Consider the following 24,385-nt stretch of genomic DNA (forward strand, 5'->3'; position numbering starts at 1 on the left):
ATATCAAACTGTATAAGGGCTTCATAATTACATTTTTTTAAGTCGGCTCATTAACTATAATTAACCACATCATGCTCACCTGCATCTGGATCTGGCTGAACCGCATCTGGAGTTTTAATTCCAGGCCCTGCCATAGTCATATTAATATTAAGCACCTCTATCTGTGGTTCTTTCCATTCCTTTTTCATATAGTCACCTCCCTTCAATCTTTCTAATAAATCGACATAGTATTAAACTACGCATTAATATCTTAAATTCAAATTCATAAAACAACTCCGGTTTTGGTTTCCCCTTAATCTTTTCTAGTGAATCTCTAAATACTTCAACATTTATAAAATTTGATAAAGTGGTCTGTTCATTTGAAATTTGTTGTAGTTCTTCGATAAATAATTGCCAACTTTTCTTCATTCGATGTACACCATCTGCTCCTTGAATTCCTCTAGATCGTTGATTGAGTCTTATGTTGTCAGGTAAAAGTCCCTTAGTAGATCGACGTATAAGAGACCTGTCTATTCCCTGCTGAACATATTGACTCTCCGGTACAGATAGACAAAATTGAATCACTCTTATATCGTTTGTAGGGTCTCGTTCCCACATAGAATGCCGTAGTGATAATTTTGTTCCTATTGTGCCGTTTAGACCCCAAAAATGTAATTGATTAAAATGATTCTTTCTAATTTCATAAACATCTATAGTAGAAGTACCTTTAACATCTACTGCATGTTCTTCAAGCTTTTCGAATACGTTTGTCCTCTTGGCAAAATCAGAATTAATCCATTCTGGAAAATAGTTTTGCTCTTGAGGTGAATTAGGACGCGTAAGTAAAGGGAATGCATTTTCCCCAACTAACTTGAATATTCGTGATCTATCAACACCAATATTATTACTGTATAAATTAACCTCTTGATATAAACGAAGAAATTTCATTCTCTTCATAAGAGTTGCATAATAATTTATTGCATGGCCCCAGGATACTGTCCAGTTGCCTCTTTGCCCATTTAACAGTACTCCAATCCCTTGTTGTTCAGCTTGCTCATAAATTCCCTTTAACCAATAAGAGTTTTCATAAAACTTATATGGCATTTCCATAATATCAACCCAATCGTTGATATCTGAATAAGAGTTTTTTTCTGGAAAGCTCAAATAATGTTCAGAGATATTCCCAACATGTTGAACAGTTGCTTCAATTAACGGTCTCTCATTAGCAACCCTATACCTTTTTGTCCAATCCACAAAATCATCAACAGGAACATAGCTGTATGTATGTAATTTTTTATTCTTTTCTCTTAATGCTTTTGCTGCATAGCCGACCACTGAACCAGAATCCAAACCACCACTTAAATGAGATCCAACTTGTTTATGAGTACGTAACCTAGCAACTACTGCTTTTTCATAAACATCTCTGAAAGCCTCTTCATATTCTAAATTTGACTTTAACTTTAATTTCTCTCCTGAAACCAAGTTAGAATATCTAGAAAACTCAACTCTTCCATTCTTAACTTTTATTGTATGGGAAGGTGGAATTTGCTTAATATTTTTATAGACTGTTTCATCAGTTAAGACTGAGTCCGTTGTTACAGGAATAGCTATAAATTGCGCAATCCATTGTTCATTGAGTCCTTTATCAATATACGGTAGAGAAAACAAGGGTTCTATGATGGTACAAAATGCAAACTTCTGTTCATCACAATAAAAATATAGTGTTCTTGTCCCTGAAAAGTCCCTTGCACCAAATAATTGATTCTTCCTCATATCCCATATCATAAATGCAAAATCACCTACTAAGTGCTTTGATACCTCTTCTCCCCACTTTTCGTAGGCAAGTAAAATAAGCTCGCTATCAGTTATTTCAATTCTTTGAGATCTATTAATTTGCAACTTTTGAAATAATTCATTCCGGTTGTCAATTATTGCATCAGCAGTAATTACTAATTGTCTTTCATAATCATAATAGGGTAATTGTTCACCTATTGATTCTGGCGTAATCCATTGTGCGTGGCAGCCGAAGAAAATCCTCTCGTTATGCCAAGTCTCAACATCATCGGCAGGAAACTTCTGTAAGGATTTCATTACATTTCTGCCTTGTTCTATATTTATAGGTTCGTCGTTTATATGATAGATTCCAGTTATTGCACTCATAATTCCCTCTCCTACATGAATAAATGTATCTCTTGTCATCATTTCAATTATTTATATATTCTCATTAAAGAACGTATAAATACACAGTGCTTTAGAACTATTGTTTCAACATTTTTTGATCTAAAAAACCATTAAATTCAGTGATTTATATTGTACGATAAGTCTCCAATCCTCTTTGCTGATGCATCTTTTTTTCTATTGATGATACACTTATTTTATGATTTACTACTCTAGCATTAATTTCTGTTATGTCATTCGCACAATATGGACATTGCCACTGACCATGATTAGAACTACTGTATGATGTGCTCATGCAGCGTGTGCATTGTTTTTTATACAATCAACAAACCTCCCCTATTGACTCAACAAAATGCAACATATAGACCTATTCGTTCTTAATAAAGAATACAAAGTCATATATTAATGACTTCATCTATATGTACCCAATTTTATTTATTTACTTAGAGTCATACAGCTCAATTTAAAACGAACAAATTAATTCTATATAAAGAACGTTACTATACATGTTTATCCTTTGCAACTGTTTTATTACGTTTCGTATATAAGAGTTGACCGTTTTTCAAAACCGAACAGGTAAATTAATAGCCTATTTCTATTCCTTACCTTGCGACATTAGTTCCTTTTGTTCTTTTTTAACTACCTCATATCCATTTGGATTATTAGTTTGCCAACGCCATGAATCCTCACACATTTCTATAAGTCCTTTTTGGGCAATCCAATTCAATTCTGTTTTCGCTTTTGAAGGGTCAGCATAGCTAATTCCAATATCTCCAGGTCTTCGGTCAATGATTTGGTAAGGAATAGCTCTACCTGAAACTTTTTCAAAAGCATGAATCATTTCCATGACACTGTATCCTATACCGGTTCCAAGATTATAGGCATTTACACCTGAAGATTTCACAATCTTTTCAAGGGCCCTTAAATGACCAACAGCTAGATCTACAACATGAATATAATCTCTAACTCCTGTCCCATCTACGGTTGGATAATCATTTCCAAATACATGAAGTTCAGGCAATTTCCCTACTGCTACTTGTGTGATATATGGAACTAAATTATTTGGAATCCCATTTGGATCTTCACCAATTTCCCCACTTTGATGGGCTCCTACTGGATTAAAATAACGAAGTAATGCAATACTCCACATTTTGTTTGATTTATAAACATCTCTTAAGATTTCTTCTATCATTAATTTTGTTTGACCATACGGGTTTGTAGCAGATAGCGGCAGTTCTTCATGTAGTGGTACTAGTTCACTCATACCATAAACAGTTGCTGATGAGCTGAATACCATGTTATGAACTCCGAACTCCTCCATCACTTCGCATAATACTAGTGTTCCAGTTAGATTGTTGTGATAATAGCGCAATGGAATTGAAACTGATTCACCAACAGCCTTTAGTCCTGCGAAATGGATAACCGCCTCTATGTCGTTGTCAGAAAAAACTGTTTCTAGTTCCAGTTTGTTCAGTAAATCTGTTTGATAAAATTTGAAATCCCTTTCGGTAATTTCTCTTACTCGGTTAAGAGAATCTACCTTACTATTAGATAAATTATCAAGTACGACAATTTCATATCCGGCGTTTAATAATTCTATACATGTGTGAGACCCTATATAACCAGCCCCACCTGTGATCAAGATTGGCACAGTTTCCCCCCTAGATTTACGTATATATCGATGATTTAGATTAAGGAATTTTTAATTATTTATTCTTAATAAAGAATTACGTTTTGGAATTAATGCTATAAATAGGCGCAAGACAGTTAAAGCCAAACATATTTTATAGATATCAGTCTATTTATCTATTTTAATACCATTTAATCACTGATTTTGTTCTTTATAATGAACCTACTTTTATATTACACTTCATCTAAATATTTATCAACCACTTCCTAACATTTTATCGGTACATGAAGATGAATGTACTCATCCATAACTCTAATTTCATTTGAAGTCACATGTTTATTACCATTTTGTCCAAGCGAATTGATACTTGCTAGAATTTTATATAGGAAAGAATCTATTTAAGGTGGGATGAAATTTTCTTATGTCGATATCAAATGCTACTTATGTTGTAGAACTTGATCGTTGGGGAATTAAGAATGATGGAACTGAAGCTGTGAATACTACAAATGGGATTAATAGTGCTTTCCAGTGGGCAAGAGATAACCATTTATATAGTGTCATTTTGCCAAAAGGTCAGTATCTTGTTGACAAGACATCCTTTATATTATTAGAAAGCAACACACATTATTTATTTTATGATTGTTTGTTCATTAAAGAATCTAATAATCTAGCTGGCTATTCTATTCTTATATGTGATGGAGTTAAAAACGTTACAATTGAAGGCGCAACAATAAAAGGGGATAGAGAAACTCATGATTATTCAAGTGGGGGAACACATGAATGGGGATACGGGATTGAATGCAAGAATTCATGTTATAACATTTCAATAAAAGCTTGTGAAGCATTTGAATGTACTGGTGATGGCTTTGTAACTTCTATGGATTTTTCTGCAATAGGCGGAGCTCAACATCCTGCTCATTTTGCAAAGGGTGATATTGATAATCAAGGAAATATTAATAGTTTAAAGAATGACTATACGACAGTGTCAAAATTTTTTGATGTCACAGGCAGCTTAGTTAAATCGGTTGGCTACTTTTATTACTCAGGTGATGGATATGGTGGTTATGGTACTGGAAGTAACCTTAATAAGACCATAATAAAGGTCCATTTTTACAAAGCTGATAATACCTATTTAGGTTTTAGAAATACTCGTTCCTATGAATTTATTTATTTAGAATCATTACCAGAAGGTACAACAAAAGTGAGATTCTCATTTTTGCAAGACTTTGATTTAATGAATGGGAATTTGCATTATGTTATGTGTGCAAAAATACCACAATATATTACTTTTTTAAATTGTAAATCTCATAAAAATAGAAGGCTTGGCGCCTCGATTAATGGTGGAAGATTTATAACATTTGATAGCTGTGAAATTTATAATAATAGCAATAAAATGAGTTTATCATCCGGTGTTAACCCTGGTTATGGAATTGATATAGAAGATGGTTACATGACTAATCAAAAAATCACAGTTAAAAACTGTAACATATATGATAATAGAGCCGGAGCTTTTGTATGTATAAGTACTCGCGGGGTACATGTAGAAAATAATAAATTTAGAGGATCATTTGTTTTTTCTGGAAGTGGTGATGACTATCTTTCATTAAATAATATGTACTACGGTGGAATATCGGGTAGGTCTATTACTAGTGGAGTTGAAGCTGACGGTACATTTTGTACGTTTAGAAATGATTCTGTATTTGGTCAATCCGTTTCAATTTTAGGTGGTAATACTACTTTAGAAAATTGTGTATTTTCCAAAAGCAGCCTTTCTTTAGGTGGGGAAACTACAAAAGTAATTAATTGCAAGCTAACTTTTGATGATCCAGACAAAGATGGTGCATTTAGTTTTTCAGGTAAAAATGTGGAGGTTTATAATTCCTTATTTGATATAAGAAGATCCAAAGGAATCGCGACAGCTTCATATAATTCAAGTGAAAATGTAATACTATCAAATGTTAAATTCATCACAAAAGATGCTGGAGGCGGACATTATGTAGGAACGAAAAATCTAATTGTAGATAACTGTGAATTTATTCATAGTGGTATTACAACACCAAATTACAGCCGTATGATGGTCTCTGAATCGATGAGAGTGGCAAATTCAACTTTTAAAAATCAATCATTCAGATTTGATGGTGGAGATATTTACGGGCTAGAAAAATTAGCAAAAGATACAGGCTATATTACTCATATTTTTAAGAAAAACAAGATAATTTGGGATGTACCGTACTCAACTTATACACACGAAGCTAGAGGTCCTGGAATTGCCTTTATTTATATACCAAGACTTGAAATCTTAAATAATACTTTTCATGTAATTGACAAAGGTATTTCACTTGGTTCTTTATACACATTAAGGATATTTACTGAGAATCATTTAAATCTGTCTAATAATACAATTCTAACAACTAAAGATATAAATTCAAATACAAAAGGAACAATTACAATAGATGGTTCTTATAGGAAAAATGGTTCAACAATATCAATACCAATTGCAACAATTATTGATCAGAACAATGAAAAAGTAAACTCAGAGATAATATATACAAATAGTATAAGTAACCAAATGAAATAATTAGTAGACAAACTATAAGTTATTTACAAATAATTACAGCGTGATACACAAAGAAACTCTATTACTCAGGTTGATGTATTCATTCCTTAAAACGATTACGATTATTCATGTAGAAACTTAAAATATAAGCAAAACTATATTGAGCATGAATTAATAAAGATAAGAAAGATTTTTACCGTCGATTGGGGAATTATGAAAGGTTTGACTTCTAATTCTCCCTTGAAATAACGAAAATGTAAAGTAATTGTTCTTTTATTTTCAATAAAAAAGGACCTAAATCACCTATATTCACAATTTGCGTGATAGCTGGTGTTATTTAGCCTGTTTTAGACCTTTTATTCTCGGTTATTCCTCTCTCATTCCCTGTCTACTGAACTAGTTTTACAAGCTTTAAAACAAGACTGTTTCTATCCAATAGCCAACGTCTGACCTCTTTTTCCATACGGTCTATGCTCTCAATACACAAGTAAGAATTTTAGCCCGGCGCTAAACGAACAGGAAATCATTACAACTTCTAGCCAAAGACTGCCCATACGATTAGGTATGTATTGAATCTTTTCATGCCCTTTTAAAGAAGCAAGAAGTCCATTACGAAACCTATTTGAATTTTGAATTAGCGAACGCAGCCTTCTTTCACTTTACCGTAGGCTGGTATATAATCCTCGACAAATTCATGTACAATTAAACTTTCAGACCCCGTAGGAAGAAGTAGAAGATCAATTCATCAATCAGCACAAAAAGTTAACTTGTTTGTGTCCTTGCTATTGACCAAGATTCAACTATACTAACTCCACTTAACTGCTTGTTGCTGATTATAAATACTGTTCATATAATTAAATTAAGGATAATTTCGAAGCAATATTCTGTAGAGTATTTTTTATTTTTCTCTTTTTAAAAGAATTTAAACCTAAATTATATAAAAAATTAATATCTTGATTTTCAATAGCATTTAGATAATCCTTTGGGAAATATTTCATTGCTGCTTCGTTAATTATCGTTTCTCTTACTGCTTCATTTGTAACGTAGTCTTTTATTATACCTTTAATCTTTTTTTCATTAAGTCTACTGTTAAATAAATTATATAAACAGTTTTTAAATGTATTTAATAACATTATACTAATTCCATTATATTGAATTTGTCGTGTGTTTTTATAAAACTCATCAATTACTTCCTTTTGTATTTGATAACCGTTGACAACATCATCAAAAAAATAAGGCATATATTTACTAGTGAATCCACCCAGTCGGTAATAATACAAAGGTTTATCGATAAGTTTAACTTTTTCTGACTTTAATAATATCTCTAAGTTTAAGTAAAGATCATCCCCCAAAAAGCGTATTCTATTTAAATATTTTCCACTATTTAAAAGTAACTCTTTTTTATATAACTTTGCTACTAAAAAGGAAGGAAAAGGGTGACCATGAAAGTACGCAGTAATTAATTTGCTATTTATTTCTTCTCTATTATAAATTCTATCGTTATAAAAATAATTACTTTCAATCTTTTTTTTGATTATATTTCCATTTCCTAGAGTTTTATATGCATTACATACTGTTATATCTGCATCAATTTTAACAGATTCATTGTAAAGTACTTCCACTGTTTCTTTATCAATCCAATCATCTGCATCAACAAACATTATATAATTAGACTTTGAGGCTTCAATCCCTCTTCTTCTTGTTAAAATACTGCCTTCGTTTTGTTTGTTTATTAGAATTATTCTATTATCATTTTTTTTATATTTATTACATATATTTAAACTACAATCCGTAGAACCATCATTTACCAGTATTAATTCAAAATCTTTAAAAGTTTGGTTAACGATTGATTTAATGCATTTTTCAAGTTTCTTTCCAGCATTATATATAGGCACGACAATACTTACCTTAATCATTGGATTTTTCCTTTCTGATTAGGATTATTAAATACAAGTGGATTGAATTCACATAATAATTAAATTTACTAAATGGCCCAACCTTTCCACTAAATTAGATTAGATTAAAGAAACTTTTAATTAAAGTTTTGCTGCCGAAATAACAGTATGTATCCCGAGTATATGAATTTGGATTTTTTCACATAAAATGACTTGATACTCATGACTAAAAACAACTCTATTTAGTGCTCGGTAGGAATAATAGACCTCTCTACTAATAGTAGAACATAATTGAATCTTTTTCTCTGATCAAACAAGTTTTGTGCGCAAATGCAATATTAACACGACTTCCATTTTAGAATAAGTGAATGTCCTTGTTTAAGGATAATCCTACTAACATATTATTTTTGTTGTCCAGTCAATGCCCTCTTTTCCGAATTTAGATTGCGTACGAAGTAAGCAGCCAATTTTATGACCCAAGAGCCAAGCAGTTTTAGACCTCACTTCAAGTTCTTCAGAAGTTTATGAGCAAACGCTAAAGGCTACTAAATAGTTCGCCATGTGAACTATTTCTGCAAGCTAGATCTCAAAAGCTTCGTACTATTTTTGTTACCTCTTCACCTGTAAAATATAGATTCCATCATACTTTATTGTTTTAGACTACATAATCTGGTATTTGATTTCACATTTATTCTTCAATTACCTTTTCGATTTCCATATTTATTTTGCATATTGATCAAAATCTTCAAACTACTCTTACGTACTTAAAACAAAAGATAAGGTATAAAGATTATTGAAGCAACTTTGTATAAGAATCATGCTCATTAGTTAGTAAGCATCTCACCTAAATTAAGTGTGTCCTCAGTAGGAGGATATATTTATTCAATTGATTCAATTGATTCACATAATTGACTTTTCTAATTTATTATCAACTGCTACTAGTCTACCTTTACTAATTTTGAATATAAAATCACAATTTTGTATTGTACTTAATCTGTGGGCTATAATGATCAACGTTTTATCACCTTTTAAGCTATCTATAGCTTTCATAATCTCTTTTTCTGTTTCATTATCCAATGCTGATGTTGCTTCATCCATAAATAATATTTCTGGATTATGATATAACGCTCGTGCAATACCAATACGTTGACGTTGTCCCCCTGAGAGTCTTACACCTCTTTCACCTACTTTTGTTTCCAATTGATTCGGAAGTCCTTCAACAAATTCTCTTAATTGTGCCTGTTCTAATGCTCTCCATACAGCATCTATATCAATCTGTTTTCCATCAACACCAAAGGCAATATTACTAGATATTGAATCATCTGACAGAAATATAGATTGAGGGATATAACCTATTCTCTTTTGCCATGTTGATATCTGTTCATTTAAACTTTTACCATCTATTAATATTTGTCCCTTATCCGGACGTAATAGTCCAAGAATTATATCAACGATTGTTGTTTTTCCAGCACCAGATTCTCCTATAAACGCAACTGAGTGACCAATTGGAATAGTTAGAGAAACATCATTTACAGAATAATCCTTTTGGTTAGAGTACCGAAAAGAAACCTTATTTAACTTAATTGAATCAATAAATGTTCTCTTTCCATCATTAATAACTACTGATTGCAAATCAGTAGTTATATCATTATTTGAAAAATTTTCTTTATTCATAAACAAATCATCATAGATTACATTTAAAGCAGGTTGACTATATCGAATCGTTGTAATCATTGCTACTACACGATTGATTGAAGGCATGAGTCGAAAAGCCGCCATGGAAAATAGTGCCATCGTCGAAACTAGACTTGTTGTATTTTCACCTTGGAAAATAATAATTACCATCGTAATAAGAACCAGAGATACCAATAAAATTTCTATAAAATATCTTGGCACTTGTTCTATTACCTTCATATATAAACTATTATTTGCCTTAATTTCACTTTGATTTTTGAAGGAATTTATAAAAAACCTTTCTTTCCCAGATACTTTAATTTCTTTACTAGCTCCTAGCCCTTGATTGACCCATTTTATCATTTCTCCACTTACTTTTTGCTGCTCTACCCCTAGCTCACTAATTTTTTTACGAAATTTATTAAAAAACAGAAGAACGCTTCCGAGTAGTATCACAGAAGATGTTATTGTAGCTAAAGGTGCTGAAATTAAGAGTAATAATAAAATACAAGTAATTACTAGTAGCTCTGTAAGCAACTGAAAAATAGACATGATTATTCCTTGAAACACCTTAGGTACTTCTTCATTTACATTACGTAGTAAATCCGCTGTATTTCGTTGTAAATGGAAAGTATATGGTTTTGTTAAATACTCTTTGAAGAGATTTTGAGATAATTTAACTTGTTGATTTAAGATAACTCTATTTTGTACGTAATGGAAAAATAGCAGATATACATTTTTCAAAATGAATATTGATAGTAAGAACACTACTGCAAACAAAATAAATGATTTAGTTGATTGAAAATTCAGCAATTCATACATGTACAATAAAATAAATTGTTCTTTAATAATAGCTGGATTAGTTACAATTCCAACAAAGGGAACAATTAATCCTATACCTAAAGTTTCAAACAATGCTGCGATTAACATCATAAAAAATAAAATAGCTAGTTTTCTTTTTTCTTTCTTATTAAAAAGCATTAATATTTTTTTAACATTATTCTTCAATATCCTCACATCCATTTCACTTCTTATTTATATATAGTTTCTATTTATTTTATAAATTGGAAAACAGCTTCTCCGTTTTAATTTAATAACCCCTTTCACAAGTCATCTACCCTTCATATTGCTTATATAATAAGATTACATAGTTTATTTATTTCTAGTGTATTTATATTTATATTTTCATTCTCTAAGTTTTGAGAAAAATTTTCACGAAGTTTTTTATTATTAATTAATTTCAAAACTCCTTTATATAATTCGAATTCATGAGCACCTACAATTAACCCTGTTTCTCCATTTTTTATTTGTTCTTTAGCTCCACTAGTGTCAGTAGAAACAATAGGTTTTTTTAAACATCTGGCTTCAGCAAGTGTTATACAATACCCTTCGTGTCTTGATGGCTGCACATATATATCACATTGATCCATAAAAGGATATGGATTAGGATTTACACCTAAAAAAATAAACTCCTCTTTAATATTATATTTTTTTACAAGTTTTTCGTATATCGTTTTAGAACTTCCTTCACCTAAACAATACCATCTAACTTTATGCCCCTCATTAATTAATAACGATAATACCTTAATAGCCATATCTTGACCTTTTTCATTTGTTAACCTACCGACAGTTAATATTCTCAACCCATCAAATTTATCAGTATATCCGTTTCCCCTACTTGCTTGTTTATATATTAATTCTGATGAAATAATATTAGAAAACACTTCAGTTTTCTCTTCTATCGAAGGTATCATATTAACTAATTTATTTCTTCCTTCTTTTGAAACAACAAATATCTTATCAAATTGTTTATACATTTTAGTTACATATTTCCCATTGAACCCTATTTTTGTAACGTCAAAATGTATCCATTGGGCTTTCCTCTTTGCTTTGATTTTATTTAATACATAAAAAGTTATTAAATCCATAGGACCAGCATAAGATATAGCCAGATCATACTCTTTTTTACTTTCATTTACTTTTTTTAAGATATAATTTAAGAACATTCCACGATCTCTGGTTATTTTTGAAATTAAGTGGAACAAAAGGATGTTAAAACCTTTAAAAATCCTTCCCGTTTTTATACACCTTAATGCAGATATATAGGGAGGATCATTATAGATAGATTTTATTTCCTCATATTCCTTAATATATTCAACATGTATATGACTTGGAATGTAGTTTAAAAAACCACCACATTTTTCTAACATTAAAATTGTGACATCATACTTATCATTTGGTAAATCCTCTATTAAATTAAGTAGTGCTTTTTCAGTCCCACCCACATTCATATTTATTATCATAAAGATAATTTTCTTTTTCATAAGATTCCTCGACAAACTTCTTCTTTCTCAATAAATTCATTTAACACTTGAAACTGATTCTTAGACTGTCTCTTCACTTTATCTAAATTAAAGCTATTATTAAATGATTGATTGATAAAGTTTTCATTACACATTATATTAAGATTTACCATATTAACGAGGATAGGATCTAGTTTTAGATCTTTTAGCATATTTGTCGTTTTCTCACTATATATAATTGGCATTAACCCAATACCAAGTAAGATCGCTAGAATATTTGCATGGAATCTTGCTGCGATAAATAAATTAAAAGAAGCTATTAAAATAATAGCTTCTTTTAAGTCGCCTCTATAATCATACACAATCACCTTTTTTTGAGCTTCGGCAGATAAATTTAATTTAATTTCATTGATCATTTGCAAATCTCCCTCTTGCTCACAAAAAGACATTAAAATGCATTCATATCCCTTACTTACAAAAGATTCAACCGATTTTACTGTACTACTAATATAATCTTTATAGAATTTCGATAATCCTAATTTATGTCTTACATCAATTATCGAAAAACCAATCCTTTTATTATCATCCTCAGTCTTATACTCATTCATATCCATTTGAAACACTATATCTGGTGCAAACCTAACTTGTGGTAGACTTTGAAATAAATTATATGAATAATTATCTCTAAAACAAACATCATCACATAGTTTAAAGAACTCTTTGTAATCTTCTAAAAAATCATCTGACTTAAAAGGTCCAAAATTTGCTCCTAGAACAAATACCGACCTTCCTCGTTCCTTAAATTCCTTAACCATTTTCATTCGTTCTTGATAGAGTGATTGATGATAATCTTCTTCCCTAAAGATAGATCCACCAATAAATAGTAATGCATCATGTTCTTCGGCTACTTTATCATAGTTAGTTATTGAATCAGATATTTTAAGACGTTGACTAATTTTATTAATTAGTGAATATTTTCTTCTCTTTACATTATGATATGCAGAAATAAATTGATCATAATTATTACCAAGATAATTAATAGTAAATTCGCTATTTGGGAATTTTTTTGCAAGGATATCTAAAAATAAATCGTCACCTAAGTTAAACTGTAAATAAATATCCACAAATACTCTTTTCATTAATTTCACCCCTCATCACATTTCAATTAGATTGTAAAAATAATTTAACTGATTCACTGAACTATATGGTTTTGTTGACTCTAGTTTTTTTAGTACTTTTTCTTTAAACTCTTTTTCATCCAAATATTTTTTAACACCATTATATATACTTTCTATATCATGTTCGACTATTAACCCATCTACTTCATGTTTTATGATCTCCTTAGCTGTAGGGAAATTAGTACATACTATTGGTCTTTTTAATATTTTTGCTTCACATACTGTCAAACCAAATCCTTCTTTTGATGAAGTCTGTACATACAGATCACATTTTTTCATATATGGATACGGATTTATTTTTTTACCTAGTAAAATAAATTCGTTATTTAGATTATATTTATCTATTAATATTTGTATTTTCTTTCTTTCTGGTCCCTCACCAATGACAAACCATTTGAACTTAACAGCAGATTTCCGTAACATTCTAGCTACTTCAACCGCTTTATCATACGATTTAACCGTTGCTAGTCTCCCCACTGTTAAAATATTTACTATTGATTTATCAAATTCCTCAACTTCATATTCATTTGACATTTTCTTTATCAAGTTAGGATCGGTAATATCTTTTATTATGTCAACTTTATTTTTATACTCTATTCTTATCTTTGAAACTGAATCTCTGGTATTTTGTGAAACTGCTATTATTTTATTTATTTTTCCATATGAGTCATAATCAAGATTTTTATTGTATTGCGTATTAACATAATCTGTATTAATCCAAGCAAGTTTTTTGGTAGCTGTAATTTTATTTGCCACAAAATATGTAGGCATACCTTGACTATACGCAATAGCAACATCATACTTTTTAGGTATAGGTTTCAATACTTTTTTTATATTCTTATATACTATTTGCTCTGTATGTAAAGTGTTTAACTTGTACGTGTTGACTCGTAAACTCAACGATGTTCTATATCTGTAAATTAAATAAATTAATCTTTTATTAACAGGGACATTTTCTTTATTAATAAATCTGAAATACTCTGGAATAGGAAGCACATTCATATGCTTTGGCAAATACTCTTCCAGATCCCCACCTGATTTAAAAAGCATTAAATCAATTTCATACTTTGAAGAAGAAATCATGTTCAATAATGATACTAAACTTTTCTCTGCTCCACCGATGGTAAGTGAATCAATGACAAATAATAGTTTTTTCCTCATATGATCACTTTTCTCTCCTAGAAATTTTCTTTTTTATTTCTCTCAATAACCTTAGATAAGTACCATAAATAACAATTGCTCTAATCCAGTTAATTTTGATGAAAAATATATAAGGCTTATAAAGATAATTTTCAGTCAAAAAACTATCTTTATAAGCCTTAATATAAGCTATATCTAATATTTCTTTTACTTGTTCATATGCTGGTTTCATTCCTATTTCCTTTATTCTTGCACTCTGTTGTTCAATTAGTTTTAAGATAACCTCTAGTATTTTCTTGCTTATCATTTCTTTCGACTTTAATTTATCTTTTCCTTCTGTATCGTATATCCTCTCTAGTTCCCTCCACACTATAATATAATTTTCTATATAATCAAATGTAATGTTTGAAGATATACTATTTTGATTATGTCTATTGTAGTTGTATAGGTAATGTTTTATTGAAGCAAAGGATTTACAATGTATAGCATACTGTAAAACAAATACTAAATCTTCACACATATATATATTCTTATCCAGCTTCAAATTAAAATTATCTATAATATCTTTTTTGAAAATTTTACTCCAAAGAACTCCTCCAGTGCCCTTACAGACCATTGCCATAAAAGAATTAACCGTAACATTTCCGATGAAATCAAAATCTGTATGTTCCATGGTACCTCTATTAGAAAAATCTTTATAACCGCAGCAAACTAGATCAGCATCAGAAATTGAAATTTCAACTAATAATGTTTCAATATACTTTTTATCGACAGTATCATCTGAATCTATAAAAACTATATACTCTCCTGTAGATTGTATAATCCCTTTATTTCTAGCTTCAGATGGTCCACTATTGTTCTGAAATAAATAAATAATTCTATTGTCTATTTCTTTATATTTTAAAATATTCTGCTCACTTTTATCATTTGATCCGTCATTTATAATGATAATTTCAATGTTTGAGTATGTCTGATTAATTATGCTTTCTAAGCAATTCGAAATATAATATTCAGAATTGTATACCGGTACTATGATACTTACTTTCGGAGCCATCCTTTCCTCCCCTTATTAATTTACTAATTCGTATAATTTCTCAAGCTCAAATTGATTTGAGAAATTTGTATTTTCACAGTTTGTTATTAACTTATTCCTTAGTTCTAAGTTGTTATAAACTTTAACAATTCCATCAGCTATTCCTTCAATCGATAATTCTGTAATATATCCATCAATTCCATCTTTTACCTGACTACTAGCTGTTGTATATTTTGTAATCATCACCGGCTTAGTAAGAATCTGAGCCTCCCCCACAGTTACTGCCTTCCCTTCGTATCTTGAAGGTTGCACATACAGATCAGCTGCTTTCATAAATGGGTAAGGATTCATCTTCTTCCCTAATAAAATAAAACTATCTTCTAATTTAGATTGTTTTATCAATTCTTTTAACAAAGCTTCATCTCCACCATAACCTACAATATACCAAACAAGATCATGATAGCCTTTTTCCTTCAGGATCTTTAAGGCCTTTACAGCATTATCTATTCCCTTAGCATGTGATAGTCTAGCAACTGTCACAATTTTAAATCGATTATCGTTCAACATTGGATTATCAACTTTTTCATCGGCCATTTCTCGAATAAATTCAGGTGAGGTTATGTTTTCTATTACTATCACTTTATTTTCTAATTCACCATACTTATTCAAAAAAGATGATTTACAGGCTTCAGACACCGCTACTATAAAATCAAATTTATTCCAAGTTCTTAAGTCCAGATTAATATCTGTTTCAACAGTAGAATAATCCGTATGAATCCAAGCTATCTTTTTTTTAGCATTAACTTTTTCTGCAACAAAATCATGTGGCCATAAATAACTAATCGCAACATCGTATTCTTTTTCAATTTTAGGCAGAAAAGGTAAAGCATACTTCCACATTAGCTGCATTTGATAGTATCCGTGTTCATTCATTCTTTTAATTTTCCCTTTAAGTTCAGCGTTTATCTTTGATAAAATTCTTGATATTCCTATACCATATTGTTTATCATTCAATGTTTCTCTTATTGATTTTCTAAAAGTAGTGTATTGAGGAACTTCATCTAATAATTTGACTTTGTTAGAAATTAGATTGAGAAAATCACCTTGATGACGGTATAACATTAAATCAACATTGTAATTATCGTAATCAAAGTTATCAAGCATGCTTATCAGACTTCTTTCGACACCACCAACTTCCATATCAAAAGAAGCTATTAATACTTTTTTCATTTAAACCTCCTAATTTCTTGAAACAACTTTCCTGATTTTAGCTATATTTTCTCCACCAATTACTTTTGCTGCAATTGATTTTATATTACTTTTTATTCTAGCTTTTGGTGGTAACCAGCTTTTATAAAAATGATGCATTGCAAACGTATCTGTAGTTAAAAACTTCCTACAATTTATATAATCAAATGGAGAGAAGTATGTTTGAGGGTAAAAGCTTCCTTGATTTTCTAGTTCTTGATATTGACCATTCATTTTCAATCCGATGTTTTTTAGTAGTTCAGTAACTATAGCTACATTCGTTAAATCATTGTAACTTCCATTTCCCTTAATGAATTTTTTTTTAGTGTATGAATCTAAAAATAACTTGATTAGCTGATTACCCTTCTTTGCTCCAATCGTACTTGTTGCAATAAAATTCTCTTGTTCAAATCCCCAAAAAGATTCATGGTGTAATAAATCATCAAAGGGCTTGAATACTTCAACATCCGTATCTAAATATATTCCACCATAATTATATAAAACATAAACTCTTACGTAGTCACTTACGAAAGCGAATTTTCTATATTCATAAGCCTCTTTTACATATAAATTACAGTTTATATCAAAGCTATCCTCATTCCATTCTATAAATTCATAACCAGACAAATGCTTTTCCCAGCTTGTCATACATTTCTTTACGATATCTGGTTTTTCTTTTCCACCAAACCAGCAATAATGAATCGTTTTGGGTATTTCACTTTTATTACTGTTCATTTTATACTCATCCCTCCTTCAATAGCGAAACCTATATTAGCTAATTTCCAACCTTAATTTTCAAACATTCTTTAATACATTGAATGACTCTATATTGTTCTTCATTTGTCATATTTGAACCAGAAGGAAGACACAATCCAGTATTGAACAAATTTTCAGAAACGTTCATATGTCCATAATGAGAGTAGCATTTTACTCCTTCAAAAAGAGGTTGTAAATGGAGTGGTTTCCAAACAGGTCGCGCCTCAATATTTTCTTCAGCGAATACATTTAGAATTGAAGAAATTGAAGTTCTTGTTGCCTTTTCATCAATTGTTAATGCTGTAAGCCAACGATTTGATTGTGTATGTATTAATTCAGGCATGAATTTAAGACCCGGTATAGACCCTAAAGCTTTATTATAAACATCAAAAATTGACCTTCTTGCTTGAACTCTTTCATCCAATACCTCTAACTGAGCTCTACCAATGCCAGCAAGGATATTACTTAATCGATAATTAAAACCCATTGAACTATGTTGGTAGTGTGGAGCTGGATCCTTTGCCTGGGTAGCCAAAAACCTTGCTTTCTTCATCGCTTCAATATCATCTGAAACTAGCATACCACCGCTTGATGTAGTAATAATTTTATTACCATTAAATGAAAACACTCCAAACTTACCAAAAGTTCCACTCGCTTTACCTTTAAAACTAGAACCAAGTGATTCAGCTGAATCCTCAATTATCGGTACTTCATATCGGTTACTTAGTTCTGTGATTTCATCCATTTTTGCACTTTGACCATAAAGATTAACGACAATGATTGCTTTTGGCATACACCCTTCAACAGACGCTTCATTTAATGCTCTTTCAAGAGCTTGAGGTGACATGTTCCAGGTATCAGGCTCTGAATCGATAAAAACTGGATCTGCTCCCTGATAAAGAATAGGATTCGCACTTGCTACAAAAGTGAGGGTTGAACAAAAAACTTTATCTCCCTTTTTTACATCTAATAAAGAAAGAGCCAGATGAATTGCTGCAGTACCCGAACTTACGGCAACAGCTTCACTGACTCCTAGATAATTTGCTAATTCTATTTCAAAGGCATCAACATTTGGACCTAGTGGTGCAATCCAATTTGTTTCAAATGCTTCATTAATATAATTTATCTCATTTCCACTCATGTGTGGTGACGAAAGAAGTATTCTCTTTTGTTCCATTATTTAATCCCCTCATTAACAGCTGCTCGAGCAGGAACACCAACAGCGGTTGTATTTGCTGGAATAGAGTTTATAACGGAAGCACCCGCTCCTATAATAGACCATTCCCCAATTTTTATATTTGGAATTATAGTTGCACCTGCACCTATATGTACTCCTTCACCCAACTGAACACTACCTGTCAAGGTTGCATTTGGTGAAATATGAGAATAATCATCTACTTTTGTATCATGTTCAATAATAGATCCTGTATTAACTATCACATGATTTCCAATATTAGCGTCTGCACCAATTACAGTATTTGCCATTACAACTGTACCTTTACCAATTCTAGCACTTGGACTTACTATTGAAGAAGGATGAATAAGAGTTGTAAAAATTCCCTCATTAGGTTTAAGTTTATCTACAATCTTTTTTCTTGTTTGATTATGTCCAATTGCAACAACAAATTTAACATCAGAATCCTTATTAAGAAAATATTCACATAAAGATATTGGTCCGTAATATATCTCATTTTCAAGAACTTTTTCCTTGAATTTGTTATCTAAATATCCTAAAATACTGCCTTTATGAGAAAGTATAATATCCTTAATTACTTTTCCGTGACCTCCATGACCTATTATAACAATTTTCATTTTTGACCCTCTCTAAAGATAGAACCTTTAAACTTTTCAACAGTAGCATTCCCCTGTTGATTAATGCCTTGTGATTTAAGTACCTTGTAAATAGTTTTAATAAGGATTTTTATATCAAGTAAGAATGTGTGGTTATTAACATACCAAACATCTAACTTAAACTTTTCCTCCCAAGAAATACTATTTCGTCCATTTATCTGTGCCCAACCTGTTATACCTGGCTTTACTAGATGTCTTTTAGCCTGTTCTTCCGTGAATAATGGTAAATATTCCAATAATAAAGGTCTTGGACCCACAAGACTAATATCACCTTTTAACACATTAATTAATTGTGGAAACTCATCTAAACTAGACGTTCTCAAGAATTTTCCAAATGGGGTTAATCTATATTGATCAGATAATAATTCTCCATTTTCACCTTTTTTATCTGTCATTGTCCGGAACTTATAAAAATAAAAAGGCTTATTATGTAAGCCTGGTCGTTGTTGTTTAAATATAATTGGTGAACCCAAATTAATTTTTACTAATATTGCTATAATGAGCATAAATGGGGAAAGCAAGATTAGTATAAACACTGAAACAACTATATCAAAAAAACGTTTCATTATTTCCCCTCTTTCACTTTATTGTATACGAGATAAATTGTTTTTTATTTTCCTCAATTAGATCACTTTTCTATTTCTTGCTTCATTTGATAAACAATTCTAAAATACCTTTTAGCAATTTTCTCAGTTATTTTTACGGAAGAATAAATAATAACCTCTTATAAATTTATGTAATCACTTCGGTAAAATAGATTTAAAGATATTACTTGTTCATAATAAAAGTACAACAGGTAACAAATCAATAAACAATAATAAACAAATTTTCTACTATTCTCTTTGAATAAATAAATTATCCAAGAAATTAAAATTAAATTATATAAACTGAAATAAATATTAAACCTAGCAAATATCCAATTTTGTGTTGCAATGATCATAAATAGTAATCCAATAAGTGACATATTTACGATAATATCACTCTTAGGCCATAATTCTCTTAATTTATGTCTACCTAGAAAAGCTATAATAATTGGAACAGATTCAACAACTACCCTAATAATATTTGCTCCGCCTTCTTCAAAACTACTGTAATGTCCGTATTGAGAGTCTGCCAGTGCAGAAAACAAAACTTGAGAGAATTGATCAAAACCTATTACAATAAAAATCGCAAGCGTCAGTATTAAGAATGTAACCTTTGTCCATGCCTCTCTTCGTACAATAAAATAGATCGGTAGCAAAATAAGAGCACTTTCATGGAATGTAGAAGCAAAAAGTATTACCAGAAAGTACTGTTTGAATTGACCATTTAACAAATACTTTGTTGCCCAAAATATGATAGAAGCTGCAAGAAATTGACGAACTCCATTCATAGAAACAATAAACAACCCAGATGTAATAAATACAAAAATACTTAATTCGATCATCTTCGTATATTTATATAAAGTCACAACAATTAATATATTTGTAGTCAAAGCGGTAATAAGCAAAAGAATTTGCGGATCGTTTGATAAGATTTTTAATAGCATTTGTAATACACTAAAACCAGGATCCTTATTAGAGAAAACGAAGTCCCAAGTAAAATCCTTAGTTGAATAAACATGCATATAAAAGTAAGTATCACCAATTGTGTTTCTTAATCCAGATACTAAAACTAAACATGTTAAGGCGAGAAATAACATAAGTTTATTCGGCTTTACTTGAATTTGACCGTATGCAGCAGCACTGTAAACTGGTATATATCTTGATAAAAAAGCGAGAATGAACACAATTAAAAGCATTACCCAAAGTACTGTCATTATTTTTCCCTTTCAGTTTAATTTACAAGGAAACGTTTTGTCTTACTCATAATCAGAAAATATAAGAGTAAGCCAAATGGAGTTGCCAAGATCGTTAACATTAGTAAAGGAGCTTCTGTTAGAAAATTTTTATTTTTAGAAATTAAACTACTTGAGACATAATGAATAGCTTGCTTAAATTTATATTTTTTTCCTGCAAAAGGTAACTTCATTAACTCCTTACGATAAAAAGCAAAACCTTTAGGATTTATTCTATACTGCTTAAACATATTTAATGATGAACCATCTGGTAAATACTCAACAATACAGAGAACTTCATTCACAAGAAGCATTGGATACTCTTGGTCTAACTTATGGTATTTATAGGCCAATCCCACATATTTTTCATTTTCAAAAATGGGATATGGGTATTTCCTCGTTAATTCAGATCTATAAACTAGCTTTTTATCACCAGTGACATTGTGTTTATTGTAGAGATCAAAAAGAGTTGAACTATACACATGGTCTGGACATTTAGTTCCGATAATATCCCCATTCTTATATGCATCAAGACCTATCATTCCACTCACCTTATCATGTCCATGAGCTTCCCAGAATGAGAGAATATTTTCTACAGCATCCGTAGGCATATAGTCATCCGAATCAATACAGACATTTAATTCTGTATCAATCTGTTTATATGCAGTGTTATGAGCACCATGCATACCTAAGTTTTCTTGCTTTATATAACGTATTTCAATAATTCCTTCTTCTATCCATTTTTCGACTATTTCATTTGTATTATCCGTAGAACCATCATCTATAATTAGCCAAGTAAACGCCTTGTTAGTCTGGTACTTTAAACTTTCATAGCAAACATTTAGACAATAGGCTCTATTGTAGGTTGGAGTGAATACAGTTAACTTTTTCAACAAATTCACCTCGCAGACTTCAAGTAAAAATCATTCATATAGATAGCAGTACTTTTAATATCATAACCATGTTCTGAGAGATTCTTATTTTGCATTTCTCGAATAGTATTTTTAGCAGAAAGTTCCCTAATTTCATTAACCCAAACATTTTTATTTTTTATAGATAAAAATTTAACAAGATCACAATTCATAACGACTTCTTCAGTAATATTATCTGATATTAAACAAGGTAAGCCAGCCCCCTGTGCCTCAATTAACGTGACAGGCAACCCCTCATGTAAGGACGGAAATACAAAAACATCTATGCCTTGTAATAAGATATGAATATCACTACGAACTCCAAGAAATTTTACATTACTTTCTAGTTTTAACCTTTTTACCTTTTCTTCAATACCAGAACGTAAAGTTCCATCCCCAACCAACACTAAATAAGACTTAGGTTCCAATTTATTTAATTCATTGAAAACATCTATTAAAAACGCATGATTTTTCTGGTGATTAAATCTCCCTACATGTCCTATGACTAAGTTGTCTTGTTCGATACCTATATCATTTCGTATCTGATCCTTTACTAGCTTTGAAAATGTAAATTTTTCGGTCTCAATTCCATTTTTTAATAGAATACATGCATCAACCTTATTCTTAAATAGCCATTCTGCTGCTAATTTTGAACAAGCTAAATAGTGAGTTGCAGATCTCTCGATATTACTACCGGCATATGTTTTATATAGTCTACTAGCAAATCCACCTTCACTCTGTGTATTATGACTATGTGCAATCCGAACAGGAATACTAGCCTTCCTAGCAGCCTTCAATACAAAGCCACTCATTTTATCCATATGTGAATGCACAATTTTATAATGATTGTTTAATCGAAAAAAGTGATTCAGATGTTTCAAATAATGGAAGTGTCCTCCATCTGTAATATACGGAATCCTGTGGATCTTCCCCCCCATATCTAATATCTCTTGATCGAATACACCTTCTTTACAAGTCAAAAAATCAAATTGTATCTTCGAGCGATCAATGTTTCGATATAAATTCATGATAAGTGTTTCCGCTCCACCACGATTCATATTAACGACTACATGTAGGACTCTTAATGGGCTATCCACACTTCTCCCTCCATTTCTTTCATGTACCTCTCGTAAATACGTCTCTTTTCTATTAAAATGGTTTTAACACTGTATGATTTAGCGATTCTTTCCCGACCGTTTTCACCAAAGGTTTTAAGAAGATGTTGTGTATTTACTAATTGAATAAGTTTATTTGCCATTTCCATACTTTTTTCCGTGCTAACTATCCAACCATTGTAATGATTTTCGATAAGTTCACTATGTCCACGATTTTCCGTTCCTACCACTGGTAAACCACAAGCCATTGCTTCCAGTATATTAACTGGTAGTCCTTCTCGTAAGCTCGAAGCTACTGCAACATCACATAATGGAAGAAGGTTTTCGATATCATCACGATAACCTAAAAATTCCACCATATTTTCAACACCTAACTTAACTGATAAGTCCCGACAATAATTCTGAAGAGTACCTTCTCCAGCCAAAAGAAGTTTTGCATTTGGTATGAACTCTTTAATTTCTGCCAATGCTTTAATTAGTAACTGCTGATTTTTATTTTTATTAAATTCCGCTGCATAAAAAAGTAAGAAATCACTAGACTTGTAACCTAAATCTTCCCTTAGCTTACGTTTATCCCCTGATTTCATTGGTTTAAACCGTTCCGTATCTACACCCACTCCATGAACGTGTTCAAGCTCTCTTGACATAAACCGATGCGAGATTGCGAGTTGGTAATCTTCTTCATTAATTGTAATTAAGCAATCCGTGTACCTAGATAGTACTTTTTCAATAGGATAATAGAGGAGCCAGTTCATAATTGGCGCTCCTTTACAAAAATGAAATCCATGTGCTGTGTATAGCACCTTTGCTCCGATTTTTCTAGCTTGAATAGCCGCAAGCCGAGTAATAACCCCTCCCATTGGTGTATGACAATGGATGATTTTATAATTATTCTCGTTAACGATTGATTTTAATTCTCGATAGGCTTCTATGTTTTTCGCATGAAGTGGCGAGCGCTGAATTGGTAGATTATATTTCATATCTACATAAGGCAGCTCGATTTTTCCATTTGCAGCTACATGAACTTCCCAGCCTTTCTCTTTAAACCATTTTAAAATCGGAAGATGAAAAGCTTTAAAATGGTAGTCAACTGTTGCGCAGAATAATACTTTATTTGACAT

Annotated in this window: 19 protein-coding genes; 1 reads left to right on the forward strand and 18 read right to left on the reverse strand. The window is 31.0% G+C overall.

Translation table 11 applies throughout. From position 1 onward, the window contains the following. Positions 1–50: 50 nt before the first annotated feature. The 3 genes from AC6CHR_RS08210 to galE form a co-directional block, all read right to left on the reverse strand. Positions 51–188: a paeninodin family lasso peptide gene (locus AC6CHR_RS08210; RefSeq protein WP_498248104.1), complete on the reverse strand. Its 138-nt coding sequence runs from the start codon at positions 186–188 to the stop codon at positions 51–53. A gap of 4 nt (positions 189–192) precedes the next feature. Next, positions 193–2,139 (reverse strand): asparagine synthase-related protein, encoded by a 1,947-nt coding sequence (locus AC6CHR_RS08215; RefSeq protein WP_498248106.1) that lies wholly within the window; start codon positions 2,137–2,139, stop codon positions 193–195. Between the two features lie 613 nt (positions 2,140–2,752). Beyond that, positions 2,753–3,808 (reverse strand): UDP-glucose 4-epimerase GalE, encoded by a 1,056-nt coding sequence (gene galE, locus AC6CHR_RS08220; RefSeq protein ID WP_498248107.1) that lies wholly within the window; start codon positions 3,806–3,808, stop codon positions 2,753–2,755. 400 nt (positions 3,809–4,208) lie between these two features. Between galE and AC6CHR_RS08225 the strand changes: the two genes are divergently transcribed. Continuing rightward, on the forward strand, positions 4,209–6,365 hold the full coding sequence (locus AC6CHR_RS08225; protein ID WP_498248108.1) for a right-handed parallel beta-helix repeat-containing protein: 2,157 nt from the start codon (positions 4,209–4,211) through the stop codon (positions 6,363–6,365). An 833-nt stretch (positions 6,366–7,198) separates the two neighbouring features. Here the strand turns inward: AC6CHR_RS08225 and AC6CHR_RS08230 are convergent. The 15 genes from AC6CHR_RS08230 to AC6CHR_RS08300 form a co-directional block, all read right to left on the reverse strand. Then, positions 7,199–8,260 carry a glycosyltransferase family 2 protein gene (locus AC6CHR_RS08230; protein ID WP_498248109.1) on the reverse strand — a complete coding sequence of 354 codons (1,062 nt, stop codon included), beginning with the start codon at positions 8,258–8,260 and terminating at the stop codon, positions 7,199–7,201. Positions 8,261–9,139: 879 nt separating this feature from the next. Then, positions 9,140–10,930: an ABC transporter ATP-binding protein gene (locus tag AC6CHR_RS08235; RefSeq protein ID WP_498248206.1), complete on the reverse strand. Its 1,791-nt coding sequence runs from the start codon at positions 10,928–10,930 to the stop codon at positions 9,140–9,142. 113 nt (positions 10,931–11,043) lie between these two features. Further along, positions 11,044–12,237, reverse strand: a complete 1,194-nt coding sequence (locus AC6CHR_RS08240; RefSeq protein WP_498248110.1) for a glycosyltransferase — start codon at positions 12,235–12,237, stop codon at positions 11,044–11,046. Then, entirely contained in the window at positions 12,234–13,355 is a 1,122-nt protein-coding gene (locus AC6CHR_RS08245; protein ID WP_498248111.1) for a polysaccharide pyruvyl transferase family protein, read from the reverse strand. The genes AC6CHR_RS08240 and AC6CHR_RS08245 overlap by 4 nt, the downstream gene beginning before the upstream one ends. Positions 13,356–13,370: 15 nt before the next feature. Beyond that, positions 13,371–14,555 carry a glycosyltransferase gene (locus tag AC6CHR_RS08250; protein WP_498248112.1) on the reverse strand — a complete coding sequence of 395 codons (1,185 nt, stop codon included), beginning with the start codon at positions 14,553–14,555 and terminating at the stop codon, positions 13,371–13,373. 4 nt (positions 14,556–14,559) lie between these two features. Then, complete coding sequence (locus AC6CHR_RS08255) at positions 14,560–15,588, reverse strand: glycosyltransferase family 2 protein (RefSeq protein WP_498248113.1); 1,029 nt, start codon at positions 15,586–15,588, stop codon at positions 14,560–14,562. Positions 15,589–15,603: 15 nt separating this feature from the next. Next, a complete protein-coding gene (locus tag AC6CHR_RS08260; protein WP_498248114.1) occupies positions 15,604–16,797 on the reverse strand; it encodes a glycosyltransferase in 1,194 nt (397 codons plus the stop codon). Positions 16,798–16,806: 9 nt separating this feature from the next. Then, complete coding sequence (locus tag AC6CHR_RS08265) at positions 16,807–17,550, reverse strand: glycosyltransferase family 32 protein (protein ID WP_498248115.1); 744 nt, start codon at positions 17,548–17,550, stop codon at positions 16,807–16,809. Positions 17,551–17,590: 40 nt separating this feature from the next. After that, positions 17,591–18,748 carry a DegT/DnrJ/EryC1/StrS family aminotransferase gene (locus AC6CHR_RS08270; RefSeq protein ID WP_498248116.1) on the reverse strand — a complete coding sequence of 386 codons (1,158 nt, stop codon included), beginning with the start codon at positions 18,746–18,748 and terminating at the stop codon, positions 17,591–17,593. Continuing rightward, the gene (locus AC6CHR_RS08275; protein WP_498248117.1) at positions 18,748–19,383 is read right to left on the reverse strand and encodes an acetyltransferase; all 636 of its coding nucleotides are present in this window, start codon (positions 19,381–19,383) and stop codon (positions 18,748–18,750) included. Before AC6CHR_RS08275 ends, AC6CHR_RS08270 begins: the two co-directional genes overlap by 1 nt. Beyond that, entirely contained in the window at positions 19,380–19,988 is a 609-nt protein-coding gene (locus tag AC6CHR_RS08280; RefSeq protein WP_498248118.1) for a sugar transferase, read from the reverse strand. Before AC6CHR_RS08280 ends, AC6CHR_RS08275 begins: the two co-directional genes overlap by 4 nt. A 158-nt stretch (positions 19,989–20,146) precedes the next feature. Continuing rightward, positions 20,147–21,220, reverse strand: a complete 1,074-nt coding sequence (locus AC6CHR_RS08285; RefSeq protein WP_498248120.1) for an EpsG family protein — start codon at positions 21,218–21,220, stop codon at positions 20,147–20,149. Between the two features lie 17 nt (positions 21,221–21,237). Further along, positions 21,238–22,131 carry a glycosyltransferase family 2 protein gene (locus tag AC6CHR_RS08290; RefSeq protein ID WP_498248121.1) on the reverse strand — a complete coding sequence of 298 codons (894 nt, stop codon included), beginning with the start codon at positions 22,129–22,131 and terminating at the stop codon, positions 21,238–21,240. A 5-nt stretch (positions 22,132–22,136) separates the two neighbouring features. Then, a complete protein-coding gene (locus tag AC6CHR_RS08295) occupies positions 22,137–23,246 on the reverse strand; it encodes a glycosyltransferase family 1 protein (protein WP_498248122.1) in 1,110 nt (369 codons plus the stop codon). Next, the gene (locus AC6CHR_RS08300) at positions 23,231–24,385 is read right to left on the reverse strand and encodes a glycosyltransferase family 4 protein (RefSeq protein WP_498248123.1); all 1,155 of its coding nucleotides are present in this window, start codon (positions 24,383–24,385) and stop codon (positions 23,231–23,233) included. Before AC6CHR_RS08300 ends, AC6CHR_RS08295 begins: the two co-directional genes overlap by 16 nt.

The organism is Metabacillus sp. GQ13 (assembly GCF_059758525.1).

Excerpts from the sequence above, each read along its gene's own strand:
- AC6CHR_RS08210 (WP_498248104.1), bottom strand. The coding sequence starts at position 188 with ATGAAAAAGGAATGGAAAGAACCACAGATAGAGGTGCTTAATATTAAT.
- AC6CHR_RS08215 (WP_498248106.1), bottom strand. The coding sequence starts at position 2,139 with ATGAGTGCAATAACTGGAATCTATCATATAAACGACGAACCTATAAAT.
- AC6CHR_RS08250 (WP_498248112.1), bottom strand. The coding sequence starts at position 14,555 with ATGAGGAAAAAACTATTATTTGTCATTGATTCACTTACCATCGGTGGA.
- AC6CHR_RS08225 (WP_498248108.1), top strand. The coding sequence starts at position 4,209 with ATGTCGATATCAAATGCTACTTATGTTGTAGAACTTGATCGTTGGGGA.
- AC6CHR_RS08260 (WP_498248114.1), bottom strand. The coding sequence starts at position 16,797 with ATGAAAAAAGTATTAATAGCTTCTTTTGATATGGAAGTTGGTGGTGTC.
- AC6CHR_RS08270 (WP_498248116.1), bottom strand. The coding sequence starts at position 18,748 with ATGGAACAAAAGAGAATACTTCTTTCGTCACCACACATGAGTGGAAAT.
- AC6CHR_RS08240 (WP_498248110.1), bottom strand. The coding sequence starts at position 12,237 with ATGAAAAAGAAAATTATCTTTATGATAATAAATATGAATGTGGGTGGG.
- AC6CHR_RS08255 (WP_498248113.1), bottom strand. The coding sequence starts at position 15,588 with ATGGCTCCGAAAGTAAGTATCATAGTACCGGTATACAATTCTGAATAT.
- AC6CHR_RS08300 (WP_498248123.1), bottom strand. The coding sequence starts at position 24,385 with ATGTCAAATAAAGTATTATTCTGCGCAACAGTTGACTACCATTTTAAA.
- AC6CHR_RS08265 (WP_498248115.1), bottom strand. The coding sequence starts at position 17,550 with ATGAACAGTAATAAAAGTGAAATACCCAAAACGATTCATTATTGCTGG.
- AC6CHR_RS08275 (WP_498248117.1), bottom strand. The coding sequence starts at position 19,383 with ATGAAAATTGTTATAATAGGTCATGGAGGTCACGGAAAAGTAATTAAG.
- AC6CHR_RS08245 (WP_498248111.1), bottom strand. The coding sequence starts at position 13,355 with ATGAAAAGAGTATTTGTGGATATTTATTTACAGTTTAACTTAGGTGAC.
- AC6CHR_RS08230 (WP_498248109.1), bottom strand. The coding sequence starts at position 8,260 with ATGATTAAGGTAAGTATTGTCGTGCCTATATATAATGCTGGAAAGAAA.
- AC6CHR_RS08280 (WP_498248118.1), bottom strand. The coding sequence starts at position 19,988 with ATGAAACGTTTTTTTGATATAGTTGTTTCAGTGTTTATACTAATCTTG.
- AC6CHR_RS08285 (WP_498248120.1), bottom strand. The coding sequence starts at position 21,220 with ATGACAGTACTTTGGGTAATGCTTTTAATTGTGTTCATTCTCGCTTTT.